Raw genomic sequence first — 24075 nt, forward strand, 5'->3', positions numbered from 1 at the left:
TGCACCACGCGGCCGCCTGGACTGCCCGCATCCTTCACTGTTCTCTGCGATCACTCTGTGCCTCCCTGCCGCTGACAGCGTGTCTTAAAAAGAAGGCGAAATCATAACCGCAGCCGCGCGCGCCGCACAATCCTTCTGCGCAAGGCAAAAAAAAGCCTCCCGCCAATGCGAGAGGCCTGCATAGCAAGGCGAAGCTTAGCGTCAGCCCAGCTCCGGCGCGACATACTTCAGAATCGCCTCGATTACATGGGCGTTGTACGCCACGCCCTGCTGGTTTGGCACCGTCAGCAGAAGCGTGTCCACTTCGGCAATCGCCTCATCCTGCGCCAGCTGTTTGATCAGCGCTTCCGGCTCCGCCGCGTAGCTGCGGCCGAAAATGGCGCGCGTCTTCTCGTCGAGGAAGCCGACTGAATCCTGCTCCTGAACGCTGCGGCCGAAGTAGGCGCGGTCCATATCGTTCACCAGCGCAAAAATGCTGCGGCTGACCGAGACGCGCGGCTCGCGCTGATGCCCCGCCGCTTTCCAGGCTTTGCGGTAGGCACGGATCTGCTTCGCCTGCTGCACGTGGAACGGCTCGCCGGTTTCGTCATCTTTCAGCGTCGAGCTTTGCAGGTTCATACCCATTTTCGCCGCCCACTCTGCGGTGGCGTTGGAGCCGGAGCCCCACCAGATGCGCTCGCGCAGGCCCTCTGAGAACGGCTCAAGGCGCAGCAGCCCCGGCGGGTTCGGGAACCATCGGCTGCGGATTGGGTTTAGCGAAGCCTTCGCCTCGCCGCACCTCTAAAAAGGCTTCCGTATGGCGACGGCCCATATCGGCGTCGGTTTCGCCCTCCTGCGGCGCATAACTGAAAGAGCGGTAGCCTTCTACCACCTGCTCCGGCTCGAAGTGGTCGCGCAGCGCTGACGACAGCGGTAGCGCTTCTAGATTGAGCCGCGCCGGCGTCTTCCGCCATGTAGAGCGGGTTTTCGTAGCGCATATCGATGACGCCGGTGCCGAACTCGATTTTGCTGGTGCGCGCGCCAACCGCCGCCAGCGGCGGGAACGGCGAGCTAAGCTGACGCGCAAAGTGATGCACGCGGAAGTAAGCGCCGTCCGCACCCAGCTCCTCTGCAGCCACCGCCAGATCGATAGACTGCAAAACAGCACATCCTGCGCAGAACGGGTGGCGGACTGGGAAGACGGGTTCCAGTGACCAAAGGACAAGAAGCCAATTTTTTCATGATTCAGTTCCTTTCGCGGGCAGGTTTCGCCCCTGCGTGTGAGATACGTTTCGATGAGCAAAGGTTACGTCAGCCGCCTTCACACTGATAGCCAATAGTTTTCAACCGTATCATCAACTTTCTCGACATAGGCCAGCCCCGCCGCCTCTTGCTCTTTATCGCCGCCCTGCCGCATGCTGTTCTGAATGCCGTCGCGCCGGGCGGATGCCTCCTCCCGGTTTACTCCAAAGCGCCACGCTGTCGGCGGAGCCAGAGCCAGCCGGGGTGCGACGGCGCAAATCTGGGTCTGGCGCGACAGCGCCACGAAAGTGAACGCCTCTCAGGCTGGCAGCAGGATTTTCTCTATGAAACGGCTTGCGTTACCGATGTACGATATTCATCGCCCCGACACGCTGGCGCGGCGCCTGCAGGCGGAGCTGGAGTGACCGACGGATCTGCTGGCGCACTGGTGCGTCGACGATCTGCTGCTGAGCCAGACCTGCGGCTACCCGCTGATGACCGTGCTGCCTGAGGCGCAGCTGGTCGGCGCGTTTCAGCTCAGCGCGCCGGACTGCGAGGGCATGCGCTACCGTAGCTGGCTGGTAGCGCGTCAGGAAGATGCGCTCCACGCGCTGGCCGACTTTCGCGGCCGCCGCGCGGTGGCCAACAGCGTCGATTCCCACTCCGGCTATAACGCACTGCGCTACGTTATCACGCCGCTGTCAGCGCGGGGACGCTTCTTCAGCGCCCTGCGGCTCAGCGGAAGTCATCGCCGCTCGCTGGCTTGCCTGTGCGCGGGCGAGACGGATCTTGCCGCCATCGACTGCCTGACGTGGGCGCTGCTGTGGCGGCACGCCGCGTCGGAATTGCAGGGCCTAGCTATTATTGGCGAAACGCCGCTCTACCCTGCGTCGCCGCTGATTACCTCGGCGCAGACCGACGCGCAAATGCTGGCGACGCTGCGGCGAGTCGTCGCGCAGGTTGCCGAAGAGAAGGCAGCGCGCGACAGCTTTATCAGCGGCTTCGCCGTGCCAGAGCGCACCGACTATCAGGAAATCCTCCGCTGGGAAGAAGACGCCGCCGCGCTCGGCGTGACGGCTCTGTAACGCAGGCGATCCGCCACGGCAGGCGCAGCAGCGCCAGGCTCATCTTCTCCTGATCGCCTTTGGCTTTCGGCTCGATAGAGAGCGAGATCACCGGTTCCGGGAACTCCATGCGCTCCAGCGTGATAATGGCGTTGGGGTCGCACAGCGTTTCGCCGGTGGTCACATCTTTCAGCCCGAAGCAAGCGGCGATGTCCCCGGAGTGGATATCCTCAATATCATGGCGCGCGTTGGCGTGCATCTGCACGATGCGGCCGATGCGCTCTTTTTTTTGCCCTTGACCGCGTTCCACCAGACGATGTCGCCTTTGCGCAGCACGCCGGAGTAGACGCGCACAAAGGTCGCTCGGCAACCCGATTCGCCTCGCCGTCGTGCGCGCGCTGGCACAGCTCGGCGAACAGAGCTGCAACGATCTGCGCAGCGAGACGGCCAAATCGACCACGACGCATCACTGGCGCGTGCTGCGCGACAGCGGCGTCATCTGGCAGCGCCCGGTCGGGCGGGAAAATCTGATTTCGCTGCGCCGCGACTGCCTCGAGCAGCGCTTCCCCGACCTGCTTGATGCGCTGGCTCGCAGCTGAGCGCCGCGGCGCTGGTAACCGCCGCCGTCAGGTTTAAGGTAGGAGCCTTGACGGGCTAACGTGATATCTATCATGCGCATTCTTATCGTAGGCGCCGACGCAACCGGCGGATATTTTGGCGCGTGTCTGGCGCAGGCGGGACGCGACGTCACCTTTCTGGTGCGCGAGCGCCGCTTCAAACAGCTGCAGGAGAACGGCCTGGTGCTGAGAACGCCGCAGGGCGTGGAGAAGCTACAGCCGCAGCTGACGCGCATCCAGCAGGCGCTGGCTGAAGGCGGCATTCTCGCCGCTGTTGCGCGACGCCTCCTCCAGCAGCAGCTATCCTGCGCCATGCCGCCAAACCGCTGAGCGATCTGCGCCAGCATCTGCGCCTCGCTCTGGCCGCGCGTGTCGAGGGCGCGGTAGCGCGGGTGCTGCGCCATCGCCAGCGCCACCACCCCTTCGATATTGGGCAGCACCGCATGGACGGCGAGGATCGCCATATCGACCGCGACTTTGCCGTCAAACAACTCGCTTAGCGCCAGCCATGCGGCAATCTGATTGAGATCCCGAACGGCCTGTTAGTCAAACTGCATGCTTCCTCCGTTTTGCGCCGCGCGCCGCCGTAACGGGCGCCCGGTCGCGACAAGATTTTGCTACACTGCCCACCTCACTTTTGTAGAGCAATGAATGACTTCCCGCGCCATCACTCTTGACGACGTTGCTCGCCTGGCGGGCGTTTCTTACCAGACCGTTTCACGTGTCCTCAACCATTCGCCGCAGGTCTCGCCGCGCACGCGCGCGAAGGTCGAAGCGGCGATGCAGCAGCTCAACTACGTGCCAAACCGCGTGGCGCAGCAACTGGCGGGCAAAACAACGCGCACCCTCGGGCTTGCCACCAGCGACCTGGCGCTGATGGCGCCGGCGTAGATCGCCTCGGCGATCCAGCAGGGCGCCAGCCGCGCCGGATACCATCTGGTGATTGCGGTGCGTAGCCACAACAGCGCCGCCGATACGGTCAATGAACTGCTGGCGCAGCGCGTGGATGCGCTGATGATCAATCTGCCGCCCGCCGCCGACGAGGCGGAATAGATTCAGGCGCTGTGCGGCGACAAGCCGGTTATTTTTATGGATGTCGAACCGCAGGCGGCGGTGGCGCAGTGCCAGTACTCCAACGCGCACGGCGCGTGGGCGGCGGTTGAGCACCTAGTGGCGATGGGACATCGCCAGATCGGCCTGCTGAACGGCCCTAAAGAGGCGATCTCGGCGCAACTGCGTGACGCGTGGCGTGAGGCGCTGGCGGCGCACCAGCTGCCGGATCGGCTGCCTACCTCTCTGGGCAGTTCGCCGTTGAAAAAAAACCGCAGACTTAAAAGGCTGCGGTTTTTAACGTTACGACTACAGCTTCAGTTTATGGGCCTGTTACTGCGCTTTGGGCTCGCCCATCGACTTCAGTTTTTTCGACAGGTCGCGACGCTCTTTCGACAGATCGGCGTTTTTGATGATGTACTCATCCACGCGATCTTCATAGTCGGAGCGCATTGAGGCGATGATTTCCTGAATCGCCTCGATGCTCATTTCTGGTTTGATGTACTCGCTCAGGTTGTCGAGCAGCAGAACGCGCTTCTGGTTGTCGCGAATTTTCTTTTCGTTATCAGCGATTTCGCGCTGAAGTTTATTTTTACGACGGAACATACGCACAAACTCAAGTACGTCCTGAAACGATTGCTTGGCATTTTCCATGGTGGCACCTTTATTGGGCCTGCTTGCGCAGGGAGTAGAGTCATAGCCTTCAGCTTAGCGGTTTGCCAGTCGGGGCGACAATTGTCGCTGCTAAAATCGGACTGGCACTTATCTTAGCGCAAAGAATGCGCCCTTCGCATTAAGTCATTGTCTCTGGTTATTATTTACGCAGCGCAAGGCGCATCAGGTCTGTCATGCGATCCAGCTGCTTCGCCAGCTCCAGGCTCAGCCAGACGTAGCCGTAAATCGGCGCCTCCTCTAGCCGCTCGCTGCCCGCATCGGCGATCAGCTGCTTCAGCTCGCGCGTAATCTCCGTCAGCTCGTGGCTGTTGGCCACCACCTCTTCCGTCTCACCGCGCAGCGTCGGCGCGTTCAGCAGGATCAGGTGAGTTTCCCTCAAGGCCTACCAGGCTTCAATCTGCATCTCTACCGTGTTAACCATATTGCGGTTGATGGTCTGGATCGCCTCGAACACCGATTTCGGGATACGCGTCTCTTTACTCGCCGGCACCAGCAGCGCGCGCATTTTCACCACGCTGGTGAGCAGCTTGCCAATCGGCTTCTTGAGGCGCGGCTTCTCAATCAGGTTGGGCGAGAAGCCGACATGATAAACCTTGACGATGTCCGGCAGCTGAATGCGCCAGTGCGTATAGGCGCGCTGCGACCAGATGGCGCTGAACAGCAGCGCCAGCAGCGAGCCGAGAATAACGTCGCCGGCGCGCCTACCACTACGCTGAGCGTAATGCCGATCAGCAGCGCCATATAGGGATGCTTGCCCAGCGTCAGGTAGCCGCACACCACCCTCACCACGCCGCACCAGACAAGCATCGCCGGCAGCGATATCAGCTCCAGCTTCAGGGCGATCAGGCCGGAAATCGATCCGGCGAAGGTGCCCCAGATGCGCTGGATGGCGCGCGGAAAGACGTTGCTCCAGGTGGAAATCGGCCCCATCACCACCACCAGCGTAATCAGCGGCCAGGTGCCCTCCGGGATGCCAGTCAGCCGCACCAGCAAAAGGTCAGTAAAAAGGCGATGGCGATACGCACCGCAGTGCACGCTGCGGTAGTGGCGATAGAACCAGAATTCGATGCTCGATATGGGCTTGTCAGGACGCACAGTGGGTTTCCGGCTAAGGGATCATAAAGTGCGCTATTTTATCCCATGACGTTGCTAAGGCTTACTGTCACTTTTACATTTCAATACATTTTTGACGCCTTCTTACACTTATCAATAACAACCTTACACCAGAACAAAAATACAACAACTACGCAACGGCTTATTTCATCTTTGTTTTTTGTTAACAGGACAAAAGGAAACGACATGAAGAAAAGAGCCAAAACGCTGCCGGACGTCATGCGACGGCAGGTGTTGACCTGAACGATGCTGGGCGTTGCCGCCAGCGTCACCCACGCCGTCGAGCCGTCTCTCTTAAAGGTTCCCCAGGCTGGACGCCCTTCACCGATAATCCCCCCCGAAACCCTCGACCAGCCCGGCTGGCTCTTTTTAACCCCGCAAGAGGCCAAAACCCTGGAGGCGATCGTCGATCGGCTGATCCCCGCCGACGAGCTGAGCGTGGGCGGCAAAGAAGCGGGCTGCGCGCAGTTTATCGACCGCCAGCTGCACGGCTTTTACTGCACCTTTAAGTAAGCGCATCATGGAAGGGCCGTTTCAGAAAGACACACCGAGCAGGGCGACCAGTCTCCGCTGACGCCGCAGCAGCGCTACCGCCAGGGCCTTGCCGCGCTCGACAGCTACGTTCAGCAGACGTCACAGAAACGCTTTAAAGAGCTGACGCCGCAGCAGCAGGACGCGCTGCTGGCGGCGATGGAGGCGGGCAAGGTGCACTTTGAGGGCTTTGACGCGCAGTCGCTGTTTATCGAGGAGCTGAACAACACCATGGAGGGCTTCTTCGCTGACCCCATCTACGGCGGCAACTGGGAGATGGCGTCGTGGAAGATGCTGGGCTTTCCCGGCGCACGCTACGACTATCGCCCCTACATCGAACGCCATAATGAGGATCTGCACCTCGAACTCCTCCGCATCGGCTTGTGGAAAGCGAAGGATAAGCCAACATGAAAAAACTACCGAAAAAGGATGTCGTGGTCATCGGCCTCGGCTGGGCGGGGTCGATCATCGCCAATGAGCTGGCCGACGAGGGGCTGGAGGTGATCGGCATCGAGCGCGGCCCGTGGCGCGATACCGCGCGCGATTTCAATATCGGCACCGTGACCGACGAGCTGCGCTACGTGATGCGCGAAGAGCTGATGCTGTGCACGCGCCAGAATACCTGTACCATGAGCAACAACCCGTCACAGACCGCGCTGCCGATGCGCACCTGGGGCTCCTTTCATCCCGGCAACGGCACCGGCGGCGCGGGCAACCACTAGGCGGGTATCACCTTCCGCTTCCAGCCGCACGAGTTTCAGTTGAAAACCCATCTCACCGAGCGCTATGGCGATGCCCGATGAGCTGGTACTGCAGGACTGGGACACCAGCTGGGAGGAGATGGAGCCACACTATATGCAGTTCGAGCGTGTGGCAGGCACCTCCGGCTACGCGGGCAACCTCCAACGGCGAGAAGCGCGCCGGCGGCAACCCGTTCGAAGCCCCACGCAGCGGCGACTACCCGACGCCGCCGCTGATGCGCAAAGAGAATTTTACCACCTACACCAACAGCGAGGTGCTGGAGGTGCTGGCCGACGCCAGCGACAAAAGAGCCACCGGCGTGACCTATATCGACTCCTCCGGCGACGAGTGGGAACAGCCGGCGGATCTGGTGATCGTCGCCGCCTTCACCTTCGAAAATGTGCGCCTGATGCTGCTGTCCGGCATTGGCGAAGCCTACGATCCGGTCACCAACAAGGGCACCACCGGCCACAACTACGCCTACCAGACCACCAACAACGTGACCCTGTTATTTCGATAATAAAAACTTCACCCCCTTTATCGGCGCGGGCGCGGTCGGCATGGGCATTGACGAGTTCAATAACGACAACTTCGACCACAGCGACCTCGGCTTCTTCGGCGGCGGCAGCATTTGCGTGACGCCAATCGGCGCCGCCCCAATCGGCTATCGCCCGCTGCCGCCCGGCACGCCAAAGTGGGGTTCGAAGTGGAAGCGTGCGCTGAAGGATAACTACCTCAGCGCCATGTCGATCGGCTGCGAGGCGAGCAGCTACACCACGCGCACCAACTACCTGTCGCTCGATCCCAACTATAAGGATCCGCACGGCCGCCCGCTGCTGAGCATCACCTTCGACTTTGCATAGAACGACCTGAAAATAGCGTAGTACTGCACAGGCAAGGTGGCGGAGATCGCTAAATCGATGAACCAGTGCGAGATAATCGTCAAGCCGATGACCGGCCACTAGAGCAGCGTGCCCTACCAGTCCTCGCACGTCGTCGGCGGCTTTATCATGGGCGCCGATCCCAGCACCAGCTCAGTGAACAAACACCTGCAGGTGTGGGACGTGCCGAACCTGTTTGTGGTGGGCGCCTCTGCCTTTCCGCAAAACCCCGGCTACAACCCGACCGGCACCGTGGGCGTGCTGGCCTTCAAGGCGGCGCATTTCATCCGCACCTGATATCTGAAACGTCCAGGGGAGATGATCACCGCATGAAAACGCTGAATGCCCTCTCCGCCGCCGCGCTGCTGCTCGCCGCAAGCTTCAGCAGCCAGGCGCAGCCGGAATATGCCAGTACGCGCACGGCAGCTATATCGCCACGCTCGGCGACTGCACCGCCTGCCACACCACCGACACGAAGCAGCCCTATGCGGGCGGCGTCAAAATTAACACCCCCTTCGGTGTGCTGGCGGGCACCAATATTACGCCAGATCGCGAAACCGGTATCGGCGACTGGAGCTACGACGATTTCCGCCGCGCCGTGACCGACGGGATCGGCCACGGCGGCAAACGGCTCTACGGCGCGATGCCCTTTACCGCCTATACCAAAATGTCTGAGCAGGACCTGCAGGATCTCTGGGCGTGGATACAGACCTTGCAGCCCATTCATCACGAAGTCGAAACCAATCAGCTCCCCTTTCCGTTCAACATCCCCACCAGCCTGATCGCCTGGAACTGGCTTAACTTTGATAAGGCACCTTTGAACCCGACCCGAAACAGTCGGTGGATTGGAACCGCGGTGCCTATCTGGTGCAGGGGCTCGGCCACTGCGGCACCAGTCATACCTTGAAGAATTTCCTCGGCGGCGACAAGGGGGATCGCTTCCTCAGCGGCAGCGAAGTCGAGGGCTGGTATGCGCCGAACCTCGGCGCAGACGATCATACCGGGCTAGGGAAATGGACCCAGGAGGATATCGTCAGCTACCTGCGCAGCGGTGTAAACCGCTATGCCATCGCCTCCGGGCCGATGGCCGACACGGTACGTCACTCTACGCAGCACTGGCGCGACGAGGATCTGCGCGCGGTGGCGACCTATCTGAAAGCGGGCAAACCCCATGACGAAGAGGTGCCGCAGCCACTGTCCGCCAGCGACGATCGCATGAAGCTCGGCGCGCAGATCTACGAGGCGAAGTGTTACGCCTGCCACAGCCCGGGCGGACGCAGCGAGCGGAATATCTTCCCCAGCTGGCGTCCAATCCGCTGGTCAATTAGCCCAACGCCACCTCGCTAATCCGCGTGGTCAGCGCCGGCAGCCGCGGCGTCTATACCGATGCGTGCCCGACGGCACCGGAGATGCCGCCCTTTGCCGGCGTGCTGGACGATGAGCAGATCGCCGACGCGCTGATCTATGTACGCAACAGCTGGGGCAACGCCGCCGCGCCGGTATCGACCAGCGACGTGAAGGAAGTGAAAGAGGAAGTGAAGTCGGTGCGACAGGCGGCACGGAGGCCGCCTGCTGCTATTTAAAATTTCTGTTTCAGATAGTCCTGCGCGCGCGTAAAGATCCCCGCCTCTTCAACGGTGCTCAGCGCCACCAGCGGATAGCTCGCCAGCTGTTTATCTTTGTCCATCATCTGAATCTCGCCGATGGTTTTGTTCGCCTTCAGCGGCGCTTCAAGGTCCTTCCGGTTAATCACATATTTGGCCCCCACGTTCTGGATCTCGCTGCGCGGCAGCGACAGGTAGACATCCTGCGCGGTGCCGACGGCGACGCTGTGCGGATTGCCGTACCAGACGTTTTCCGTGCCGATCTTCTTGCCCGCGTGAAATAGCTGCACGGTATCAAAGGTGTTCTGCCCCCAGACCAGCAGCTTGCGTGCCTGCTCTTCGCGCCCTTTCGCGCTTTTGCCGCCCATTACCACCGCAATCAGGCGATGCTGCCCCACCACGTTCGAGGCGATAATGCTGGCGAAAGCCGTTGCTGGAGCCATTCGAATCCGAAACTTCAGACCGGTCAGAATATGGTTTACCATGTATAAAACGCAGGTAGCTAGCATCCAGGCCATACTCTCTGACAACCGCTGTTCAGAGAAACGTTCGGGTAGCGGTAAACGCACCGCTGCCTGTCATAATGACATTGATGAACAAGCATAAGCAGAAAGCACTCTGTAAGAGAAGTCTCTTTTGGCTTTTTTATCAAGGAATTAATGAACAATCATCCACGGTAATGACATTTGAAAAACGATCGCGCACAGCTTACGTTCCTCTTCCACGATTACGAAACCTTCGGTAAAAGCCCGTCGCTGGATCGCCCGGCGCAGTTTGCCGCGCTGCGCACCGACAGCGACTTTAACCCGGTCGGCGAACCGCAAATTTTCTACTGCCGCCCCGCCGACGACTATCTGCCGCAGCCGGAAGCGGTGATGATCACCGGCATTACACCGCAGGTGGCGCGCGCGCGCGGCGTTTCAGAGGCGGAGTTCGCCGCCCGTATCTATGCGCTCTTTACCGAAGAGCAGACCTGCGTGGTGGGCTATAACAACATGCGCTTCGATGATGAAGTGACGCGCAATATCTTCTACCGCAACTTCTACGATCCCTACGGCTGGAGCTGGCAGAACGGCAATTCGCGCTGGGACCTGCTCGACGTGATGCGCGCCTGCTATGCGCTGCGTCCTGACGGCATCGTCTGGCCGGAAAATGAGGATGGCTTCCCCAGCTTCAAACTCGAGCACCTGACCAAAGCCAACGGCGTGGCGCATGAAAACGCGCACGACGCTATGTCCGATGTCCATGCCACGTTGGCGATGGCGAAGCTGGTGAAAGAGAAGCAGCCGAAGCTGCTTGAGTTTTTGTTCGCCCACCGTAACAAAAACAAGCTGATGACGCTGATCGATATTCCGCAGATGAAGCCGCTAGTGCACGTCTCGGGCATGTTCGGCGCCGCGCGCGGCAACACCAGCTGGATCGTACCACTGGCATGGCACCCGGATAACCGCAACGCGCTGATCGTCGCGGATCTGGCCGGCGATATGACGCCGCTGCTGGAGATGGATGCGGACGCCCTACGCACGCGTCTCTATACGCGTAAAGATGATCTGGAACCGGACGCGTCGCCGGTACCGATCAAGCTGGTGCATATCAACAAATGTCCGGTACTGGCGCCGGCCAATACGCTGCGGCCCGAGGATGCAGCACACTTGGGCATCGACCGCGAAGCCTGCCTCGCCAACCTGGCGCTGCTGCGCCAGCATGTGGAAGTGCGGGAAAAAGTGGTCACGCTGTTTGCCGAAGCGGCGCCTTTTGCCTCGTCCGAGGACGTCGACGCCCAGCTCTATGACGGCTTTTTCAGCGACGCCGACCGCGCGGGAATGAATATCCTACGCCAGACCGCGCCCGCCAATCTGCCGGCAATGGATCTCACCTTTCAGGACGCACGCGTGGCGAAGCTGCTGTTCCGCTATCGCGCGCGCAACTTCCCCGGCACACTGGACGATGCCGAGCAGCAGCGCTGGCTGCAGCACCGCCGCGAGGCCCTGAACGCGGAGCGCGTGCAGGCTTTCCTGCTGGAGCTGGAGTCGCTGGCCAGCCTGCATGAAGAGGATGCGGACAAGATAGCGCAGCTGAAGGCGCTCTATCTCTATGCGCAGGAGCTGGTCTCCTGAGGAGCATAATGAGGAGCAAAACGACATCCTACACGCAGGAACTGGTATTCTGAGTAGCTGAGCGACGTCGGGCCGTCTCGCGACTGGAGGCGGCCAGCTTTGTCGCCGCCTCTTTTAGATTGCGCGCTGTTCAGGCGGTTTTATCGTGGCGTCACTTCACCGCGCTGGCAGCGCGGGGCGCCTTTTTCGCCCACGCGATAATCTCCCGCTAGCGGGTAACAGGACGCCACCTGCCGCCTGCATTCTTGCTGCGCCCTCAACGCCTGCCGCTTTTACCTTCGTTTGCGCCTGGCCGGCCACCTGCCGTTTTCCATTTCTTTTGCATCCGCCTTATCCTTTGCCGCCTTACCTCCCTGCTGCCCCGGCCTTGAGCCTCACGGGCGAAGCATGCCGCACAGCAGGCTTCAATAACGCCCTTTCTGCGCTGCGCCTGACATAGCCGGCAAAGCGTCGCTCATGCGTGCCCCGGCATGAAGAAAAAAATAAAAACAGCACTCACTCCATCCTTGCTGGGCGCGATAAAAACCGCAAAGCATCAGGGATGACGCGCTGAATTTTACTAAGGAAATTTTAGAAATGCTTAATTCACTTAAATAACGCCCAGGTTATTAGCAACCCCAAAAAACAGAGTGCCAGTTAAATCCCATAAAAATTAATCACCTGAAATTTTATTTAGCTTACAGTAATCTAAGCTAGCCGCTAAGGCAAAGCGAAACGCCCTGCGGCCATATTGAAGCGCCTAATGACTCTGCCATAATGACACCCCGTTTCTTATCGGACCGAAAATCACCTGACGACAGCGGTAATAAAAGCCGGCACAAGAGCAGCAGAAAATTGTATTAACAACGCACCGGCGTTGAAAAAAACAGTTATCGCCACCGGCTAACGACGCGATGAATAACCTCCACCGTTTGCGCCAGAAAGCGACAGCGCGGGGGTGCAAACAGAGCAACGCGATTTTCGTCGCGTAAATGAATGTTTACACGCTAATTATCCGTCATGTCTGTCAGAGGAAAGGAATATTCATGACACTACGCCAGGGGAAATATCTGCATGAGTTATTGCGCTGTCGCCGGAGCAGTCGCGCTGTCCAGAGAAGCACGCAGCTGTCTATTCAGATATCCGGCAACCGCAACGCTGATGAAAATAAGCAATTAACTCTGACGACCTGTTTTCATCCGGTGGGAAGCGAGAGGCGCTTTTTTATTAGCGAAAAGAGTAACGCTTATATAGCAGAGCCAGTTTCAACACTGAAAATAAGGCAGCGAACGGGTTGTAACCTGACTGGCTGCCGTTAACCTTAAATCCAAGGATGACATGCTAATGACTTTGAGAACACAGTTATCTCTTTCACTGGCGATAAGCAGCGCGCCGTTTACCGTATCCGCTTTTGCCGCATCCGATAACACCATTAACTTTCAGGGAGAGATTGCAGAAGAAACCTGCTCCGTGACGGTGAACGGTAATACCACGTCACCGTTGGTGCTGATGCCAACCGTCAGCGCCTCCGAGCTGACCACCAAGGGCAATATTGCCGGCCAGACCACCTTCACCGTCGGCCTCACCGGCTGCACCGGCGACAGCAAGGCGGCATCCACGGTTTCGACCGTGTCGGCAACAACGTCAGTTCGGCGGGCAACCTGACCAACAGCGGCACGGCAAAAAATATTGAAGTACAGCTGCTCGACACCAAATACGGGGTGATCAACCTCACCGGCGGCTACACTGGCAGCGGCGACCTGACGCTGGCCGCAGGCAAAACGGCGTCGACGGCAACCTACAGCACGCAATATTACGCTACCGTCGCGGCTACCGCCGGTACCGTTGCCAATACGCCGTGACCTATCTCAGCGCCCATACCAGCCAGGTCAGCGCGAAGCCGCTCAGCCCCATGATGGTGGTCAGCACCGTCCAGGTTTTCGGGCCGTCGCCCACGACAGCCCCAGATAGCGCGTCACCACCCAAAAGCAGGCGTCGTTGACGTGCGACAGCCCCAGGCCGCCGAAGCAGGCCACCAGCACGCGCACCATATCGCTCTAGCCGCTGACCGCCGAGGTCAGCAGGCCGCTGGTGTTGAACAGCACCAGCTGCAGATTGTTGTCGTCCAGCAACTGCTTCAGCTACGCCGCCGGATAGTCGTAGGGAAAAAGAAACTCCACCGCCTCGAAGCCCGCCAGCCGCGTCAGATCTTCCGCCAGACGCGCGTCGCCAGGCTTGTAGCAGGGCACCACCGGCACGTCGCCGACGCGCATCACCACGTAGGGCGTGAACGGGTGGATGCAGTTTTGCGCGTCCAGCCCCTCCAGGCAGGAGAGCGCGCTCAGGTAGTGGCTGTGCAGGTGCACCACCGCCTTGCAGGCAGGATCGTTCAGGTTGAGATCGCGGTGAAACGCCACCTCTTTAGAGGCTTGTCGCCGGAAAGCCACTCCCCCGCCAGCGTCACCTTCGAGAGCCGCTCGGCCTGCAGCTCACCGAGGCAGGAGCCGGTCGGGGTCGCCAGCAGGTGGCCATCCTCGTTGCACCATTTCTTCACGCGCCTGTTGTTCAGTCATCAGAAAACTCTGTTTACGCGCGGCGGAAAAATGTGTTCGTCGCCAAAATTGCCCGACTTCAGCGCCAGCGGTTGCTGGATGTCGCGCACCCAGGGGACGCCCGGTGAAATGGTCGGGCCGATATAGAACGCGGTGACGCCGAGGCTCTGCGCCACCACGCCGGAGGTTTCGCCGCCCGCCACGATAAAGCGCTGCCAGCCGCGCGCCTTGAGGCCGAGAGTGACGGCAGCAAACAGCTGCTCCACAGCCTCGCTGCTGCGCTGCGCACCATATTCGCGCTGAATCACCTGCAGCTGCTGCGCATCGGCGGTGGCGTAAAGCAGCGGTGCCAGCTGCTGGTCGCTGTGGGCGACGACCAAGTCGCACAGTGCCTGCGCGTAGGCGTCGGCGTTCTCAAGGCAGCGCGTCACCTCAACCTCCTGTAACGGCGCCTGCTGGCGGTAGCGCGCGACCTGACGGTTGGTCATCTGCGAGCAGGAGCCAGAAATCACCACCGCGCGCGCGCCCTGCGGCCGACCTGAGGCCTCCGCGCTGGCGCGATCGCTGTCGCCGCTCGCCCACTGGCGCGCCAGCCCCGATCCGCCGGTCACCAAGCGCATATCGCGCAGCGCCTCGCCCTGCGTCAGCAGGTGCTGCTCATGGAGGGTATCGAGCACCACAGTAGTTAGTGCCCTGCTCTTTCAGCTGGTTCAGCCTGCTGCGCACCGCCCGCGTGCTCTGATCGAGCAGCGGCGCGGCGATCAGCCCCGCCTTGCCGCTCGCCTGACGTTTCATCAGGCGCAGCAGGTTGCTGTCGGTCATCGGCGTCACCGGATGGTGGCGCATGCCGGAGTCGCTCAGCAGCTGCTCGCCGACAAACAGGTGGCCAAGATAGACGGTGCGGCCGTTGATCGGCAGCGCCGGGCAGATCACCGTCTGGGTTTCCCCCAGCGCCGCTAGCAGCGCGTCGGTGACCGGGCCGATATTGCCCCTGCTCGGTGCTGTCGAAGGTGGAGCAGTATTTGAAGTAGAAGCGATCGCAGCCCTGCGCCTCGAGCCAGCGCAATGCCGCCAGCGACTGAGCGACGGCCTGCTCCGCCGGGCAGGAGCGCGATTTCAGGCTGACGACAATCGCCTGCGCGCTCAGCGCAGCATGGCACTGCGGCACGCCGTTGAATTGGATGGTGGAAAGGCCGTTCTGCACCAGAAAGCTGGCGATATCGGTGGCGCCGGTAAAGTCGTCGGCGATAATGCCCAGATGCGTCATGCGGACTCCTTGCCCTATGGCAACGCGATACCGCTGAAGATTTTAATCACCGCGCTGTCATCTTCGCGGCCGTAGCCGGCGTTGCTCGCCCCGGTGAACATATTGAGCGACGTCAAGGCGAGCGGCAGCGGGAAGCGCAGCAATTTAGCGGTTTCCGCTACCAGGTTGAGATCTTTGACGAAAATATCGACGGCGGATTTCGGGCTGTAGTCGCCGTCCACCACTTGACGCATGCGGTTTTCGAACATCCAGGAGTTGCCCGCCGCGTTGGTCACCACGTCACACACGGTTTCCAGCGGAATGCCGGCGCGCACTGCCATCGCCATCGCCTCCGCGCCAACGGCGATATGCACGCCCGCCAGCAGCTGGTGAATGATTTTCACGGTCGAGCCGAGGCCGATCTCTCTGCCGACGCGGTAGACCTTCGCCGCCACCGCATCCAGCACCGGCTGCAGGCGGGCAAACGCCGCGTCGCTGCCAGATGCCATGACCGTCATCTCTCCGGTGGCCGCCTTCGCCGCAACGCCGGAGACCGGCGCGTCCAGCATCAGCAGCTGATGCTGCGCCAGCCGCTGCTCGATCTGCTGCGTGTCCTGCGCAGCGGGATTGAGATCGACGCCCCAAGTATTCAGACCGGCGCGAATGCAGGACGTCGCTGCGCCCATTTCCATGGAACCGAAACCGATAACGCAGACATTTGAGAGTGGCACAGAGAGCCTAATTAAAGTAATTATTTATTAAATGTTGTTAATTCTGGCAGAGAGTCTGGCGGATAAATGTGCTTTACGTCACACATATTCACTTAACATACCATTTAATAACAAATACTCACATCTCATTTATCCTGTCGACATGCTTTAACTTTAAGAAAGATAAGGCGATTTCCCTGCAAAAACTTTCCGTTTTGCCGCCCGCGCAAATCCATTACACTGTGAAAAATTGATAAGAGTGGAGGGCCCAATGATCCCGATTGAACGACATCAACAGATCCTTGCGCTGGTGGCGGAGCGCGGCGTGATCAGCATCGCCGAGCTGACGGAGCGGCTGGGCGTGTCGCATATGACCATTCGCCGCGACGTGCAGAAGCTGGAGGAGCAAGGCGCAGTACTGTCGGTTTCCGGCGGGGTGCGCTCCGCCGACCGGCTGGCGGTGGAGCCGTCGCACCAGGCGAAAACCACGCTCTATAACGCGGAAAAGAGTGCGATCGGCCGCTGCGCCGTGCAGCATATTCCGCGCCACAGCTGTATCTATCTTGACGCCGGCACCACCACGCTGGCGCTGGCGCGCGAGCTGCTGGATCGCGACGATCTGCTGGTGGTGACCAACGATTTTATGGTGACGAATCTGCTGATGGAGGTGAGCAACTGCCGCGTCATTCACACCGGCGGCAAAGTATGCCGGGAAAACCGCTCCTGCGTGGGCGAGAGCGCGGCGCGCAGCCTGCGCAGTCTGGCGATCGATATCGCCTTTATCTCCGCCTCCTGCTGGGGGCCGCGCGGCCTGTTCACCCCTGACGAGGATAAGGTCACGGTGAAGCAGGCGGTCAGCGAGGTCAGCAGCAAGCGCGTGCTGCTGAGCGACAGCTCCAAATACAACAAAATCGCCACCTTTCTGACGCTGCCGCTGCAGCGATTCGACCGCATCATCACCGATACGCAGCTCGGCAGCGCTGCGCGTAGCGCACTGAGCCAGGGCAGCTGGGAGCTAGTGCTGGCGGAGTAGCCCGCCCGTAAAAATTTTCCTTAAGTCGCGTGCTGTAATAAAATCGTCATCCTGAAGCGTTACCGTCGAAGCCGTCAAGGTAATTCACTGAATAACAGGATAAAAAATGAAAAAGTTAACGGTTATTGCTGCAGCGCTGCTGCTAGCGCATCAGGCTCAGGCGACCACGCTGCCGCAGGCGGCGGCGCTGGCGCGCACCACCACGCCGGAGGCGCACGGCCAGATGTTCGATGCACTGGAGCAACAGATCCTGCAGGCGGAGCGCCAGGCGTTGCAGAACGGCGCCCCGGCGCTGACGCGCCCGCAGCTGGAGCAGGCGAAACAGTCGACCACCCAGGCGGATCGCGCCTGGCTCAAGGCGAGCGGCTACGATTTCCAGGTCAAGGCCAACCAGCAGGCGGGCATCACCCTGCTCTCTGCTTTTTCCACCCTGCCGCAGCCGGTGCTGGAGGCCAACCGCGCCACTGTGGCTGACGTCAATCTCAATGCGACGCAGGGTACGCGCCACCAGGCGCTGGCCGATGCGGAGGGCATCAGCTACCTCTACTTCACCGCCGACGCGCTCGGCCCGCGCCTTGGCAAAGCCTTTTTAGCTGCCTACGACAAAGGCGAGCTGAGCAAGGCGGCGGCGCAGCGTCGCGCGCTGCCGGCGGGCTATCCGCTGTCGGGCGCCACGCCGGAGCAGCAGTTCTGGCAGCGTCTGGATCTCAGTGCGGCCAACGCGCAGGCGAAACATCAGGGATAAAAAAAGGGTGAGGCTTGCGCCTCACCCTTTTTTCACCGCAGGCGAATTATACTTCTTAGCTGTACTGCAGCACCGGATTGCGGAAGCTGCGGGTGACGAACGCGAGGTAGACAATCCCCACGGCGGCCCAAATCAGGCTCATCACCATCGAACTCTCTTCTAGGTTGATCCACAGCGCGCCAAGCACTGGCAGCACCAGATAGTTCAGGTCGTCGCTAAGCATGCGGTTACGCTTCTCGCGGATCCAGAACTGTGCAATCACCGACAGGTTAACAAAGGTGAAAGCCACCAGCGCACAGAAGTTGATCAGCGCGGTCGCCGTCACCAGGTCGAAACGGATCGCCATCAGCGCAATCGCGCCGACCAGCAGCACGTTCAGCGATGGGGTGCGCCATTTCGGATGGATATAGCCGAAGAAGCGCTCCGGGAAGACGCCGTCGCGGCCCATCACGGACATCAGATGCGACACGCCCGCATGCGCCGCCATACCCGAAGCCAGCACCGTCACCACCGAAAAGATCAGGATGCCGAACTTGCAGCTCGTGGCCCTCCACATAGAGCATAATCTCAGGCTGCGACGAATCCGGATTCTTGAAGCGCGAGATATCCGGGAAATAGAGCTGCAGGAAGTAAGAGGCCACAATAAAGATCAGGCCGCCAATCAGTGCGTTCAGGAAAATCGCGCGCGGAATGGTGTGCTCCGTATCTTTGGTCTCTTCCGACAGCAAGCTGATGCCGTCGAAGCCGAGGAACGAGAAGCAGCAGAGGATGGTCGCGCCGGTAATCATCGGCACCACGTGCGCGTCGGCAGACCAGAACGGCTGCGAACTGCTCAGCGTGCCCGCGCCTTCGCCGTGCGCGACACCGTAGATCACATTCCTGTAATCCCGATCATCACCACGACCTGCATCCCCACAATCAGGCTGTTGAAGTTGGCGACGGTTTTAATGCCGCGCAGGTTTGACAGCGTCATAAACGTCACCAGCAGCACCACGAAAATCCACGACGGGATGCCGGGCACCAGCGCTTCGAAATAGTTTTTCGCCAGCAGAATGTTGATCATCGACATGAACAGGTAGTCCAGCAGTGATGACCAGCCGACGTGCGGACTGATAGCCTTCTATACATAGGTATAAGCGGAGCCCGCAGATGGGAAGCGGCGTACCAGCTTACCGTAGCTTATGGCGGTAAACAGAATCGCAGTCAGCGCAAAGGCGTAAGCGGTGGCAACGTGACCGTTAGTCAGACCCGACACGAGCCCAAAGGTATCAAACATGGTCATCGGCTGTATGTAGGCCAGGCCCATCATGAAGACCGGAAGAAGAGTCAGAGTTTTTTCAGGTGCGCACGCTGCGGTGCTGAGGTATTAAGCGACATGTTTCAGTCCTCCCATGATGCACGCCAGCCAGGCGGCATCATGGGAGAGAGAGGCGGCAACAGAAGCCGGCGTGGCGCCGTAGTCGTCACGGAAACGAGAGCCAGCGTGGGCCGGCTGAATGAAAAACATCCCCATCATATTTGTATCCTCAGTTCTTACGCTTACACGTTTTTTTTAACGTGTATCTATCAGGGTGCGCCCGGCCTCATGCGAATCGGTTAAATACATGCAAAAAAATAACCGAGGCTCTGATAAGCATCGGTTATATTCGTTTTTTGCAGGCCGCGTATTCTGCCCCAGAATGCAGGAAAAACACAAGACCTGCTAAATAAGTATAGCGACTTTCGTCAGACGTTTTTTAACATCCAGTCAATCTCCGTCGCGGTGACTAGCCGTTCAAACTGCATCAGCTCGTGGCGCTTGCAGCTGTACCAGATGGCGCCAAAACGCTCGCCCAGCAGCGTCTGCAGCGGATAGCTGTTTTCGAACTTATATAGCGCGTCGCTCTGGCGCACCGGCAGCGGCATGCCCTCCGCCTCGTGGCCGTTGCCATGCACCGGCTGCGGCAGCGGCAGCGCGGTGTCCAGCCCGTGCAGGATGCCTGCCAGTATCGCCGACATCACCAGATAGGGGTTGGCGTCCGCGCCCGCCACTCGATACTCCACGCGGTGGTTTTCTACGTCGCCGCAGGGAATGCGCAGCGCCACAGTGCGGTTGTTGTGCCCCCAAGAGGCGTGCAGCGGCACGTAGGCCTCCGGCACGAAGCGGCGATAGGCGTTGACGTTGGGCGCCAGCAGCGCCATCGACGCCGGAAGCAGATCGAGCATGCCCGCCAGCGCACGCTTCAGCAGCGGCGAGTCGCTGCCGTCGTCGGTGGCGAAAGCGTTGTGTTCAGCGTCGTCCAGCATGTTGATATGCACGTGCATGCCGCTGCCCGCGTACTCCTCGTAGGGCTTCGCCATAAATGTGGCGGTCATGCCGTGGTTTTCCGCCACCTGGCGGATCAGCCTTTTCAGCTGTACCGCGTGCTCGCAGGCGCTCAACACGTCACGGGTGTGATGCAGGTTGATTTCGAACTGGCCGGGCGAGGCTTCTGCCAGCGCGCCGTCGGCGGGAATGTTCTGCTGACGCGCCAGCGCGTCGATGTCGCGCAGCACGTCGCCGAAGCGATCGAGATTGTCGACCGAGTAGACCTGGGTCTGCATATTGCGTTCGCCGCTACCCGGCGCACACGGCGGCTGAATATAGCCGTCGGCGTCGCGGATTTTGTCGACCAGATAGAACTCCAGCTCTACAGCTACCACCGGAAACAGCCCTCGGTTGCGCAGCTGCTGCCAAAGCCGGTTAAGGACATTACGGGGTTCAACGTCAAAGGGAGTGCCATCTTGGTTGCACATGGTCAACAGAAGCTGCGCGATGTGTTGCGGATCGGATGCGGAGGGAACTAGGGTGCCGGGTACCGGCATGCAGAGGTTGTCAGGTTCGCCGAGTGACTGCCCTAGCCCGGCTTCTTCGACGGTGTTACCGAGAATATCCATGGCGAAAACCGAGGCGGGGAAATAACACCCTTTCTCCAGCGTCACCAGCGCACTGACCGGGATACGCTTACCGCGAAAGACGCCATTTAAATCATTTAATAAAATATCGACATACTGCGTTTCCGGATGGCGTTCCAGCCAAGTTTTCACCTCAAGCTGGAACGCGCTGGTTCGTCTCTCTTCACTGTGACACGTGAAGTCTTTCACTTCCACGAGGTTCGTCATGTCCCACCCGCCTTCTACCGTTAGTTGGTTTGCGCAATGCTCAAAATAACAGCCACCCATCTAATATAGCGCTAACACAAAAAGTGTGCAAATGTAACAAGACTGTTTGAGAAACAAACAGCACGTTGCTAGATTGAAAAAAATATTGCACGCTTTACGCTTCTGCACGCCCGATCGGTGAATTTTTTGAACAGCAAGTCGAGGAGAGTTATGGGCATTATTTTTGACAAACCCTTGATTGGCGTAGCAATGTGCCATCTGCATCCTCTTAACCTCGCACTGGGAGAAACGGAGGCGATTCGCTGTCACGGCGGGCGCATCTACGAGCGCTCCGTCGCCACCGAGGTGAAATATGGCGCGCCCAACCGGGTGAAAACCGTGCGCGGCAAAGCAAGCGCCACCTTCGTGATTTTCGCTGGCAAGGCCTATCTGCCCTCGCAGCTGGAGCCGCGGCTGAAAAGCATGGCGTGTGGCTCGCAGATCGTCGCCAGCGAACCGCTGAGCCGCGATCGGGTGCTGGCGCTGCTGCCGAACAACTACTGCGTCGAGGACTGCAACTATCTGCTCGACTACTTACGCCCCACCGCGAACAACCAGCTGCTCTACGGCGGCGGCGTGGTTTACGGCGCGCGCAAGCCGCAGGATATCGAGGCGTTGATCCGACCCAAGCTGCTGCGCACCTTACCCGCAGCTGCGCGACATTCAGTTTAGCTACTGCTGGAGCGGCAACTTCCTGCTGACGCTCTCCAGGCTGCCGCAGTTCGGCCGGCTGGAGCGCAACGTCCACTTTAGGGAGACAGCGGCCACGGCGTCACCAGCACCCACCTCTCCGGCAAGCTGATTTGCGCGGCGATGCAGAGCGCTTCGACACCTTTGCGAAGCTGCCGCACCTGCCCTTCCCCAGCGGTCGGCGCTTCAAGGTGCCGCCGACCGCCATGGGCGCCGCCTGGTATACGCTGCGCGACCGGCTCGACGTTTAAAAGGCGGAGATTACTCCAGTGGCATTTTCGCCGGGTCGTCGTAGCGGTAGGTGAAGCCCAGCGCGTCGCAGATGCGCGAACCGTCGATCAGCTTGCCCGTTTCCGCCCGATCGGACGGGACAAAGGTGGGCGACGTCAGGCCCAGCTGGCGCGACACGGCGGGGTAAAAGTCCGCCCGTGCCGCGGATGCTGTGGCTCGCAGAGGTTGAAGACGCGCCCGCCTGCCGGCGACTGCAGCAGCAGCAGGATAGCGCTGACCACGTCATCCAGATGCACCAGGTTGACGCCGTGTGCGCCGCGTTGGTCAGCCCGCTTTTTCCCGCGAGGAAGCGGCCGGGATGGCGACTCGGCCCCACCAGGCCCGCCAGGCGCAAAATATCCACCTGGGTGCCGAGCAGATCGTGCAGCCAGCTCTCAAGCTCAGCCAGCGTCTTGCCCGCCACCGTTTCCGGCTGCAGCGCGCTTCTCTCCGTCATCACGCCGCTGCCGCCGCCGTAGACCGACGTCGAACTGGTAAAGATAATGTGCGGCACCTGATTAGCCAGCGCGCTGTCTACCACGCTCTGCACCGCCTGCATATAGCTGTCGCCGCCCTCCGCCGTGCGGCTGGCGGACAGTGTCACCACCAGCGCGTCGGTGTCCAGCAGCGTGGCGAGATCCTCGACGTCGCACGCGATTTCCGGCGTCAGCTGCAGCTGCACCGCCTCAATGCCGCAGCGGCGCGCCGCCTCGACGCCGTCCGGCGTGGTTTTGCTGCCGGTCACCTGCCAGCCGCGCGCCGTCAGCGCCATCCCCAGCCAGCCCAGACCGATAATTGCGACCTTTTTCATTTGCTCTCCTGCGCTTGTCTTACTGCTGTTCATCCTTAGTGCGCTCCGACGCCGAACCCGCAAAGGTTAAAAAAGAGTTGCGCATTGGCGCTATCTTCGCTAGGTTAATCAGCATGCAAATGAATACTCGTTCAGCAACGGAATTTACTATGACGCGCGTTCAGTTTAATCATCATCACCATCACTCTGACTAGTCTTTCAGGCGATGGGTGCTGGGAGACATTCAGCTCTTCCAGTGGTGCGAACGAAATTTTTTAGAGAACCCCCGGAAGATCGTCTTCCGGGGTTTTTTTATGGGCTGGCGCAACACCTTTTCAGACAGGAATGAAAACGAGGACAGGACCGATGTTAGATAACAAACGCATTCGCATAGCTATGCAGAAATCTGGCCGTTTAAGCGATGACTCACGTGAACTGCTGGCGCGCTGCGGCATTAAAATCAACCTGCAGCAGCAGCGCCTGATCGCCTTTGCAGAGAACATGCCGATCGATATTCTGCGCGTGCGCGATGACGATATTCCTGGTCTGGTGATGGACGGCGTGGTGGACCTCGGCATCATCGGCGAGAACGTGCTGGAAGAAGAGCTGCTGACGCGCCGCGCGCAGGGCGAAGATCCGCGCTACCTGACGCTGCGCCGTCTCGACTTCGGCGGCTGCCGCCTGTCGCTGGCGATGCCGGTGGATGAAGAGTATAGCGGCCCGCAGTGCCTGAATAACGCCCGCATCGCCACCTCCTATCCTCACCTGCTGAAACAGTACCTCGACAAAAAAGGCCTTAACTTCAAACCCTGCATGCTGAACGGCTCAGTGGAAGTCGCGCCGCGCGCCGGCCTGGCGGACGCGATTTGCGACTTGGTCTCTACCGGCGCCACGCTGGAGGCCAACGGCCTGCGCGAAGTGGAAGTGATCTACCGCTCCAAAGCGGTGCTGATCCAGCGCGACGGCGAAATGGCGGTGGAGAAGCAGGAGCTGATCGACAAGCTGATGACCCGTATTCAGGGCGTTATCAAGGCGTGCGAATCCAAATACATCATGATGCACGCGCCGAGCGAGCGTCTGGAAGAGGTGATCCAGCTGCTGCCGGGCGCGGAGCGCCCAACCGTGCTGCCGCTGGCGGGCGATCAGAGCCGCATGGCGATGCACATGGTGAGCAGCGAAACCCTGTTCTGGGAAATCATGGAAAAACTGAAAGCGCTGGGCGCCAGCTCGATTCTGGTGCTGCCCATTGAAAAGATGATGGAGTAA

The 24075-nt window shown here is 60.1% G+C and carries 16 protein-coding genes, 16 pseudogenes and 1 other annotated feature; of the genes and pseudogenes, 18 read left to right on the forward strand and 14 right to left on the reverse strand.

Features of this window, described 5'->3' with window-relative positions; genetic code table 11:
* Positions 1-201 precede the first annotated feature (201 nt).
* Together EIO60_RS03230 and EIO60_RS03235 are read right to left on the reverse strand one after the other, a co-directional pair.
* Positions 202-1228: pseudogene (locus EIO60_RS03230) on the reverse strand (LLM class flavin-dependent oxidoreductase).
* 72 nt (positions 1229-1300) lie between these two features.
* Positions 1301-1525, reverse strand: a complete 225-nt coding sequence (locus EIO60_RS03235; RefSeq protein ID WP_258575894.1) for a hypothetical protein — start codon at positions 1523-1525, stop codon at positions 1301-1303.
* 190 nt (positions 1526-1715) lie between these two features.
* Between EIO60_RS03235 and EIO60_RS03240 the strand changes: the two genes are divergently transcribed.
* Complete coding sequence (locus tag EIO60_RS03240) at positions 1716-2306, forward strand: phosphate/phosphite/phosphonate ABC transporter substrate-binding protein (RefSeq protein ID WP_374058111.1); 591 nt, start codon at positions 1716-1718, stop codon at positions 2304-2306.
* A 19-nt stretch (positions 2307-2325) separates the two neighbouring features.
* Here EIO60_RS03240 and EIO60_RS03245 read toward each other — a convergent pair.
* Positions 2326-2645, reverse strand: a pseudogene (locus EIO60_RS03245) (EF-Tu/IF-2/RF-3 family GTPase); the annotation flags it as partial.
* Here EIO60_RS03245 and EIO60_RS03250 point away from each other — a divergent pair.
* The 3 pseudogenes from EIO60_RS03250 to EIO60_RS03260 form a co-directional block, all read left to right on the forward strand.
* A pseudogene (locus EIO60_RS03250) lies at positions 2645-2884 on the forward strand (ArsR/SmtB family transcription factor); the annotation flags it as partial. The pseudogenes EIO60_RS03245 and EIO60_RS03250 overlap by 1 nt on opposite strands.
* A 72-nt stretch (positions 2885-2956) precedes the next feature.
* A pseudogene (locus EIO60_RS03255) lies at positions 2957-3136 on the forward strand (2-dehydropantoate 2-reductase N-terminal domain-containing protein); the annotation flags it as partial.
* Between the two features lie 417 nt (positions 3137-3553).
* A pseudogene (locus EIO60_RS03260) lies at positions 3554-4177 on the forward strand (LacI family DNA-binding transcriptional regulator); the annotation flags it as partial.
* A 108-nt stretch (positions 4178-4285) separates the two neighbouring features.
* Here EIO60_RS03260 and EIO60_RS03265 read toward each other — a convergent pair.
* Both EIO60_RS03265 and EIO60_RS03270 read right to left on the reverse strand, forming a co-directional pair.
* Positions 4286-4606 carry a DUF496 family protein gene (locus tag EIO60_RS03265; RefSeq protein ID WP_258575895.1) on the reverse strand — a complete coding sequence of 107 codons (321 nt, stop codon included), beginning with the start codon at positions 4604-4606 and terminating at the stop codon, positions 4286-4288.
* Between the two features lie 160 nt (positions 4607-4766).
* Positions 4767-5722 (reverse strand): annotated as a pseudogene (locus tag EIO60_RS03270) (FUSC family protein).
* A 264-nt stretch (positions 5723-5986) separates the two neighbouring features.
* On the opposite strand from EIO60_RS03270, the pseudogene EIO60_RS03275 reads away from it, so the two are divergent.
* The 8 genes and pseudogenes from EIO60_RS03275 (at position 5987) to EIO60_RS03295 (ending at position 9476) form a co-directional block, all read left to right on the forward strand.
* Positions 5987-6682 (forward strand): annotated as a pseudogene (locus EIO60_RS03275) (gluconate 2-dehydrogenase subunit 3 family protein).
* A complete protein-coding gene (locus EIO60_RS17070) occupies positions 6679-6993 on the forward strand; it encodes a hypothetical protein (protein WP_445082585.1) in 315 nt (104 codons plus the stop codon). Before EIO60_RS03275 ends, EIO60_RS17070 begins: the two are co-directional and overlap by 4 nt.
* A 146-nt stretch (positions 6994-7139) precedes the next feature.
* Complete coding sequence (locus tag EIO60_RS17075; RefSeq protein WP_445082586.1) at positions 7140-7532, forward strand: GMC family oxidoreductase N-terminal domain-containing protein; 393 nt, start codon at positions 7140-7142, stop codon at positions 7530-7532.
* Between the two features lie 40 nt (positions 7533-7572).
* A complete protein-coding gene (locus EIO60_RS17080; RefSeq protein WP_445082587.1) occupies positions 7573-7875 on the forward strand; it encodes a hypothetical protein in 303 nt (100 codons plus the stop codon).
* Positions 7876-7983: 108 nt separating this feature from the next.
* On the forward strand, positions 7984-8190 hold the full coding sequence (locus EIO60_RS17085; RefSeq protein ID WP_445082588.1) for a GMC oxidoreductase: 207 nt from the start codon (positions 7984-7986) through the stop codon (positions 8188-8190).
* Positions 8191-8323: 133 nt separating this feature from the next.
* Positions 8324-8800 (forward strand): c-type cytochrome, encoded by a 477-nt coding sequence (locus EIO60_RS03285; RefSeq protein ID WP_258576052.1) that lies wholly within the window; start codon positions 8324-8326, stop codon positions 8798-8800.
* The gene (locus EIO60_RS03290) at positions 8761-9240 is read left to right on the forward strand and encodes a c-type cytochrome (RefSeq protein WP_258575896.1); all 480 of its coding nucleotides are present in this window, start codon (positions 8761-8763) and stop codon (positions 9238-9240) included. Before EIO60_RS03285 ends, EIO60_RS03290 begins: the two co-directional genes overlap by 40 nt.
* A 5-nt stretch (positions 9241-9245) precedes the next feature.
* Entirely contained in the window at positions 9246-9476 is a 231-nt protein-coding gene (locus tag EIO60_RS03295) for a c-type cytochrome (protein WP_258575897.1), read from the forward strand.
* On the opposite strand, the pseudogene EIO60_RS03300 reads toward EIO60_RS03295, so the two are convergent.
* Positions 9473-9928 (reverse strand): annotated as a pseudogene (locus EIO60_RS03300) (serine-type D-Ala-D-Ala carboxypeptidase); the annotation flags it as partial. The gene EIO60_RS03295 and the pseudogene EIO60_RS03300 overlap by 4 nt on opposite strands.
* Positions 9929-10183: 255 nt before the next feature.
* On the opposite strand from EIO60_RS03300, the gene sbcB reads away from it, so the two are divergent.
* Together sbcB and EIO60_RS03310 are read left to right on the forward strand one after the other, a co-directional pair.
* Positions 10184-11614, forward strand: coding sequence for an exodeoxyribonuclease I (gene sbcB / locus EIO60_RS03305; RefSeq protein ID WP_258575898.1), 1431 nt, complete (start codon positions 10184-10186; stop codon positions 11612-11614).
* 1317 nt (positions 11615-12931) lie between these two features.
* Positions 12932-13455, forward strand: a pseudogene (locus EIO60_RS03310) (fimbrial protein).
* A 1-nt stretch (position 13456) separates the two neighbouring features.
* Here EIO60_RS03310 and EIO60_RS03315 read toward each other — a convergent pair.
* The 4 genes and pseudogenes from EIO60_RS03315 to EIO60_RS03330 all read right to left on the reverse strand — a co-directional run.
* Positions 13457-13686 (reverse strand): annotated as a pseudogene (locus EIO60_RS03315) (GntT/GntP/DsdX family permease); the annotation flags it as partial.
* 99 nt (positions 13687-13785) lie between these two features.
* Positions 13786-14166: pseudogene (locus EIO60_RS03320) on the reverse strand (class II aldolase/adducin family protein); the annotation flags it as partial.
* Positions 14166-15412, reverse strand: a pseudogene (otnK, locus tag EIO60_RS03325) (3-oxo-tetronate kinase). The pseudogenes otnK and EIO60_RS03320, both read right to left, overlap by 1 nt.
* 14 nt (positions 15413-15426) lie before the next feature.
* Complete coding sequence (locus EIO60_RS03330; RefSeq protein ID WP_258576053.1) at positions 15427-16083, reverse strand: NAD(P)-dependent oxidoreductase; 657 nt, start codon at positions 16081-16083, stop codon at positions 15427-15429.
* A gap of 289 nt (positions 16084-16372) precedes the next feature.
* On the opposite strand from EIO60_RS03330, the gene ygbI reads away from it, so the two are divergent.
* Both ygbI and EIO60_RS03340 read left to right on the forward strand, forming a co-directional pair.
* Positions 16373-17134 (forward strand): DNA-binding transcriptional repressor YgbI, encoded by a 762-nt coding sequence (gene ygbI / locus EIO60_RS03335; protein ID WP_258575899.1) that lies wholly within the window; start codon positions 16373-16375, stop codon positions 17132-17134.
* 106 nt (positions 17135-17240) lie between these two features.
* Positions 17241-17777: pseudogene (locus tag EIO60_RS03340) on the forward strand (acid phosphatase); the annotation flags it as partial.
* Between the two features lie 157 nt (positions 17778-17934).
* Here EIO60_RS03340 and EIO60_RS03345 read toward each other — a convergent pair.
* The 3 genes and pseudogenes from EIO60_RS03345 to EIO60_RS03355 all read right to left on the reverse strand — a co-directional run bounded on the left by EIO60_RS03345 (position 17935) and on the right by EIO60_RS03355 (position 21020).
* A pseudogene (locus tag EIO60_RS03345) lies at positions 17935-19209 on the reverse strand (APC family permease).
* A gap of 36 nt (positions 19210-19245) precedes the next feature.
* The gene (locus tag EIO60_RS03350) at positions 19246-19395 is read right to left on the reverse strand and encodes a hypothetical protein (RefSeq protein ID WP_258575900.1); all 150 of its coding nucleotides are present in this window, start codon (positions 19393-19395) and stop codon (positions 19246-19248) included.
* Between the two features lie 209 nt (positions 19396-19604).
* Entirely contained in the window at positions 19605-21020 is a 1416-nt protein-coding gene (locus EIO60_RS03355; protein WP_258575901.1) for a glutamine synthetase family protein, read from the reverse strand.
* Positions 21021-21275: 255 nt separating this feature from the next.
* On the opposite strand from EIO60_RS03355, the pseudogene EIO60_RS03360 reads away from it, so the two are divergent.
* A pseudogene (locus EIO60_RS03360) lies at positions 21276-22000 on the forward strand (NAD(P)/FAD-dependent oxidoreductase); the annotation flags it as partial.
* Positions 22001-22010: 10 nt separating this feature from the next.
* On the opposite strand, the pseudogene EIO60_RS03365 reads toward EIO60_RS03360, so the two are convergent.
* Positions 22011-22830, reverse strand: a pseudogene (locus EIO60_RS03365) (SDR family oxidoreductase).
* A gap of 169 nt (positions 22831-22999) precedes the next feature.
* Positions 23000-23126: a sequence feature (His leader region), on the forward strand.
* Between the two features lie 49 nt (positions 23127-23175).
* On the opposite strand from EIO60_RS03365, the gene hisG reads away from it, so the two are divergent.
* Positions 23176-24075 (forward strand): ATP phosphoribosyltransferase, encoded by a 900-nt coding sequence (hisG, locus tag EIO60_RS03370; RefSeq protein ID WP_258575902.1) that lies wholly within the window; start codon positions 23176-23178, stop codon positions 24073-24075.

Origin of the sequence: Candidatus Pantoea persica (genome assembly GCF_013753875.1) — a bacterium.
GTDB lineage: Bacteria > Pseudomonadota > Gammaproteobacteria > Enterobacterales > Enterobacteriaceae > Pantoea > Pantoea persica.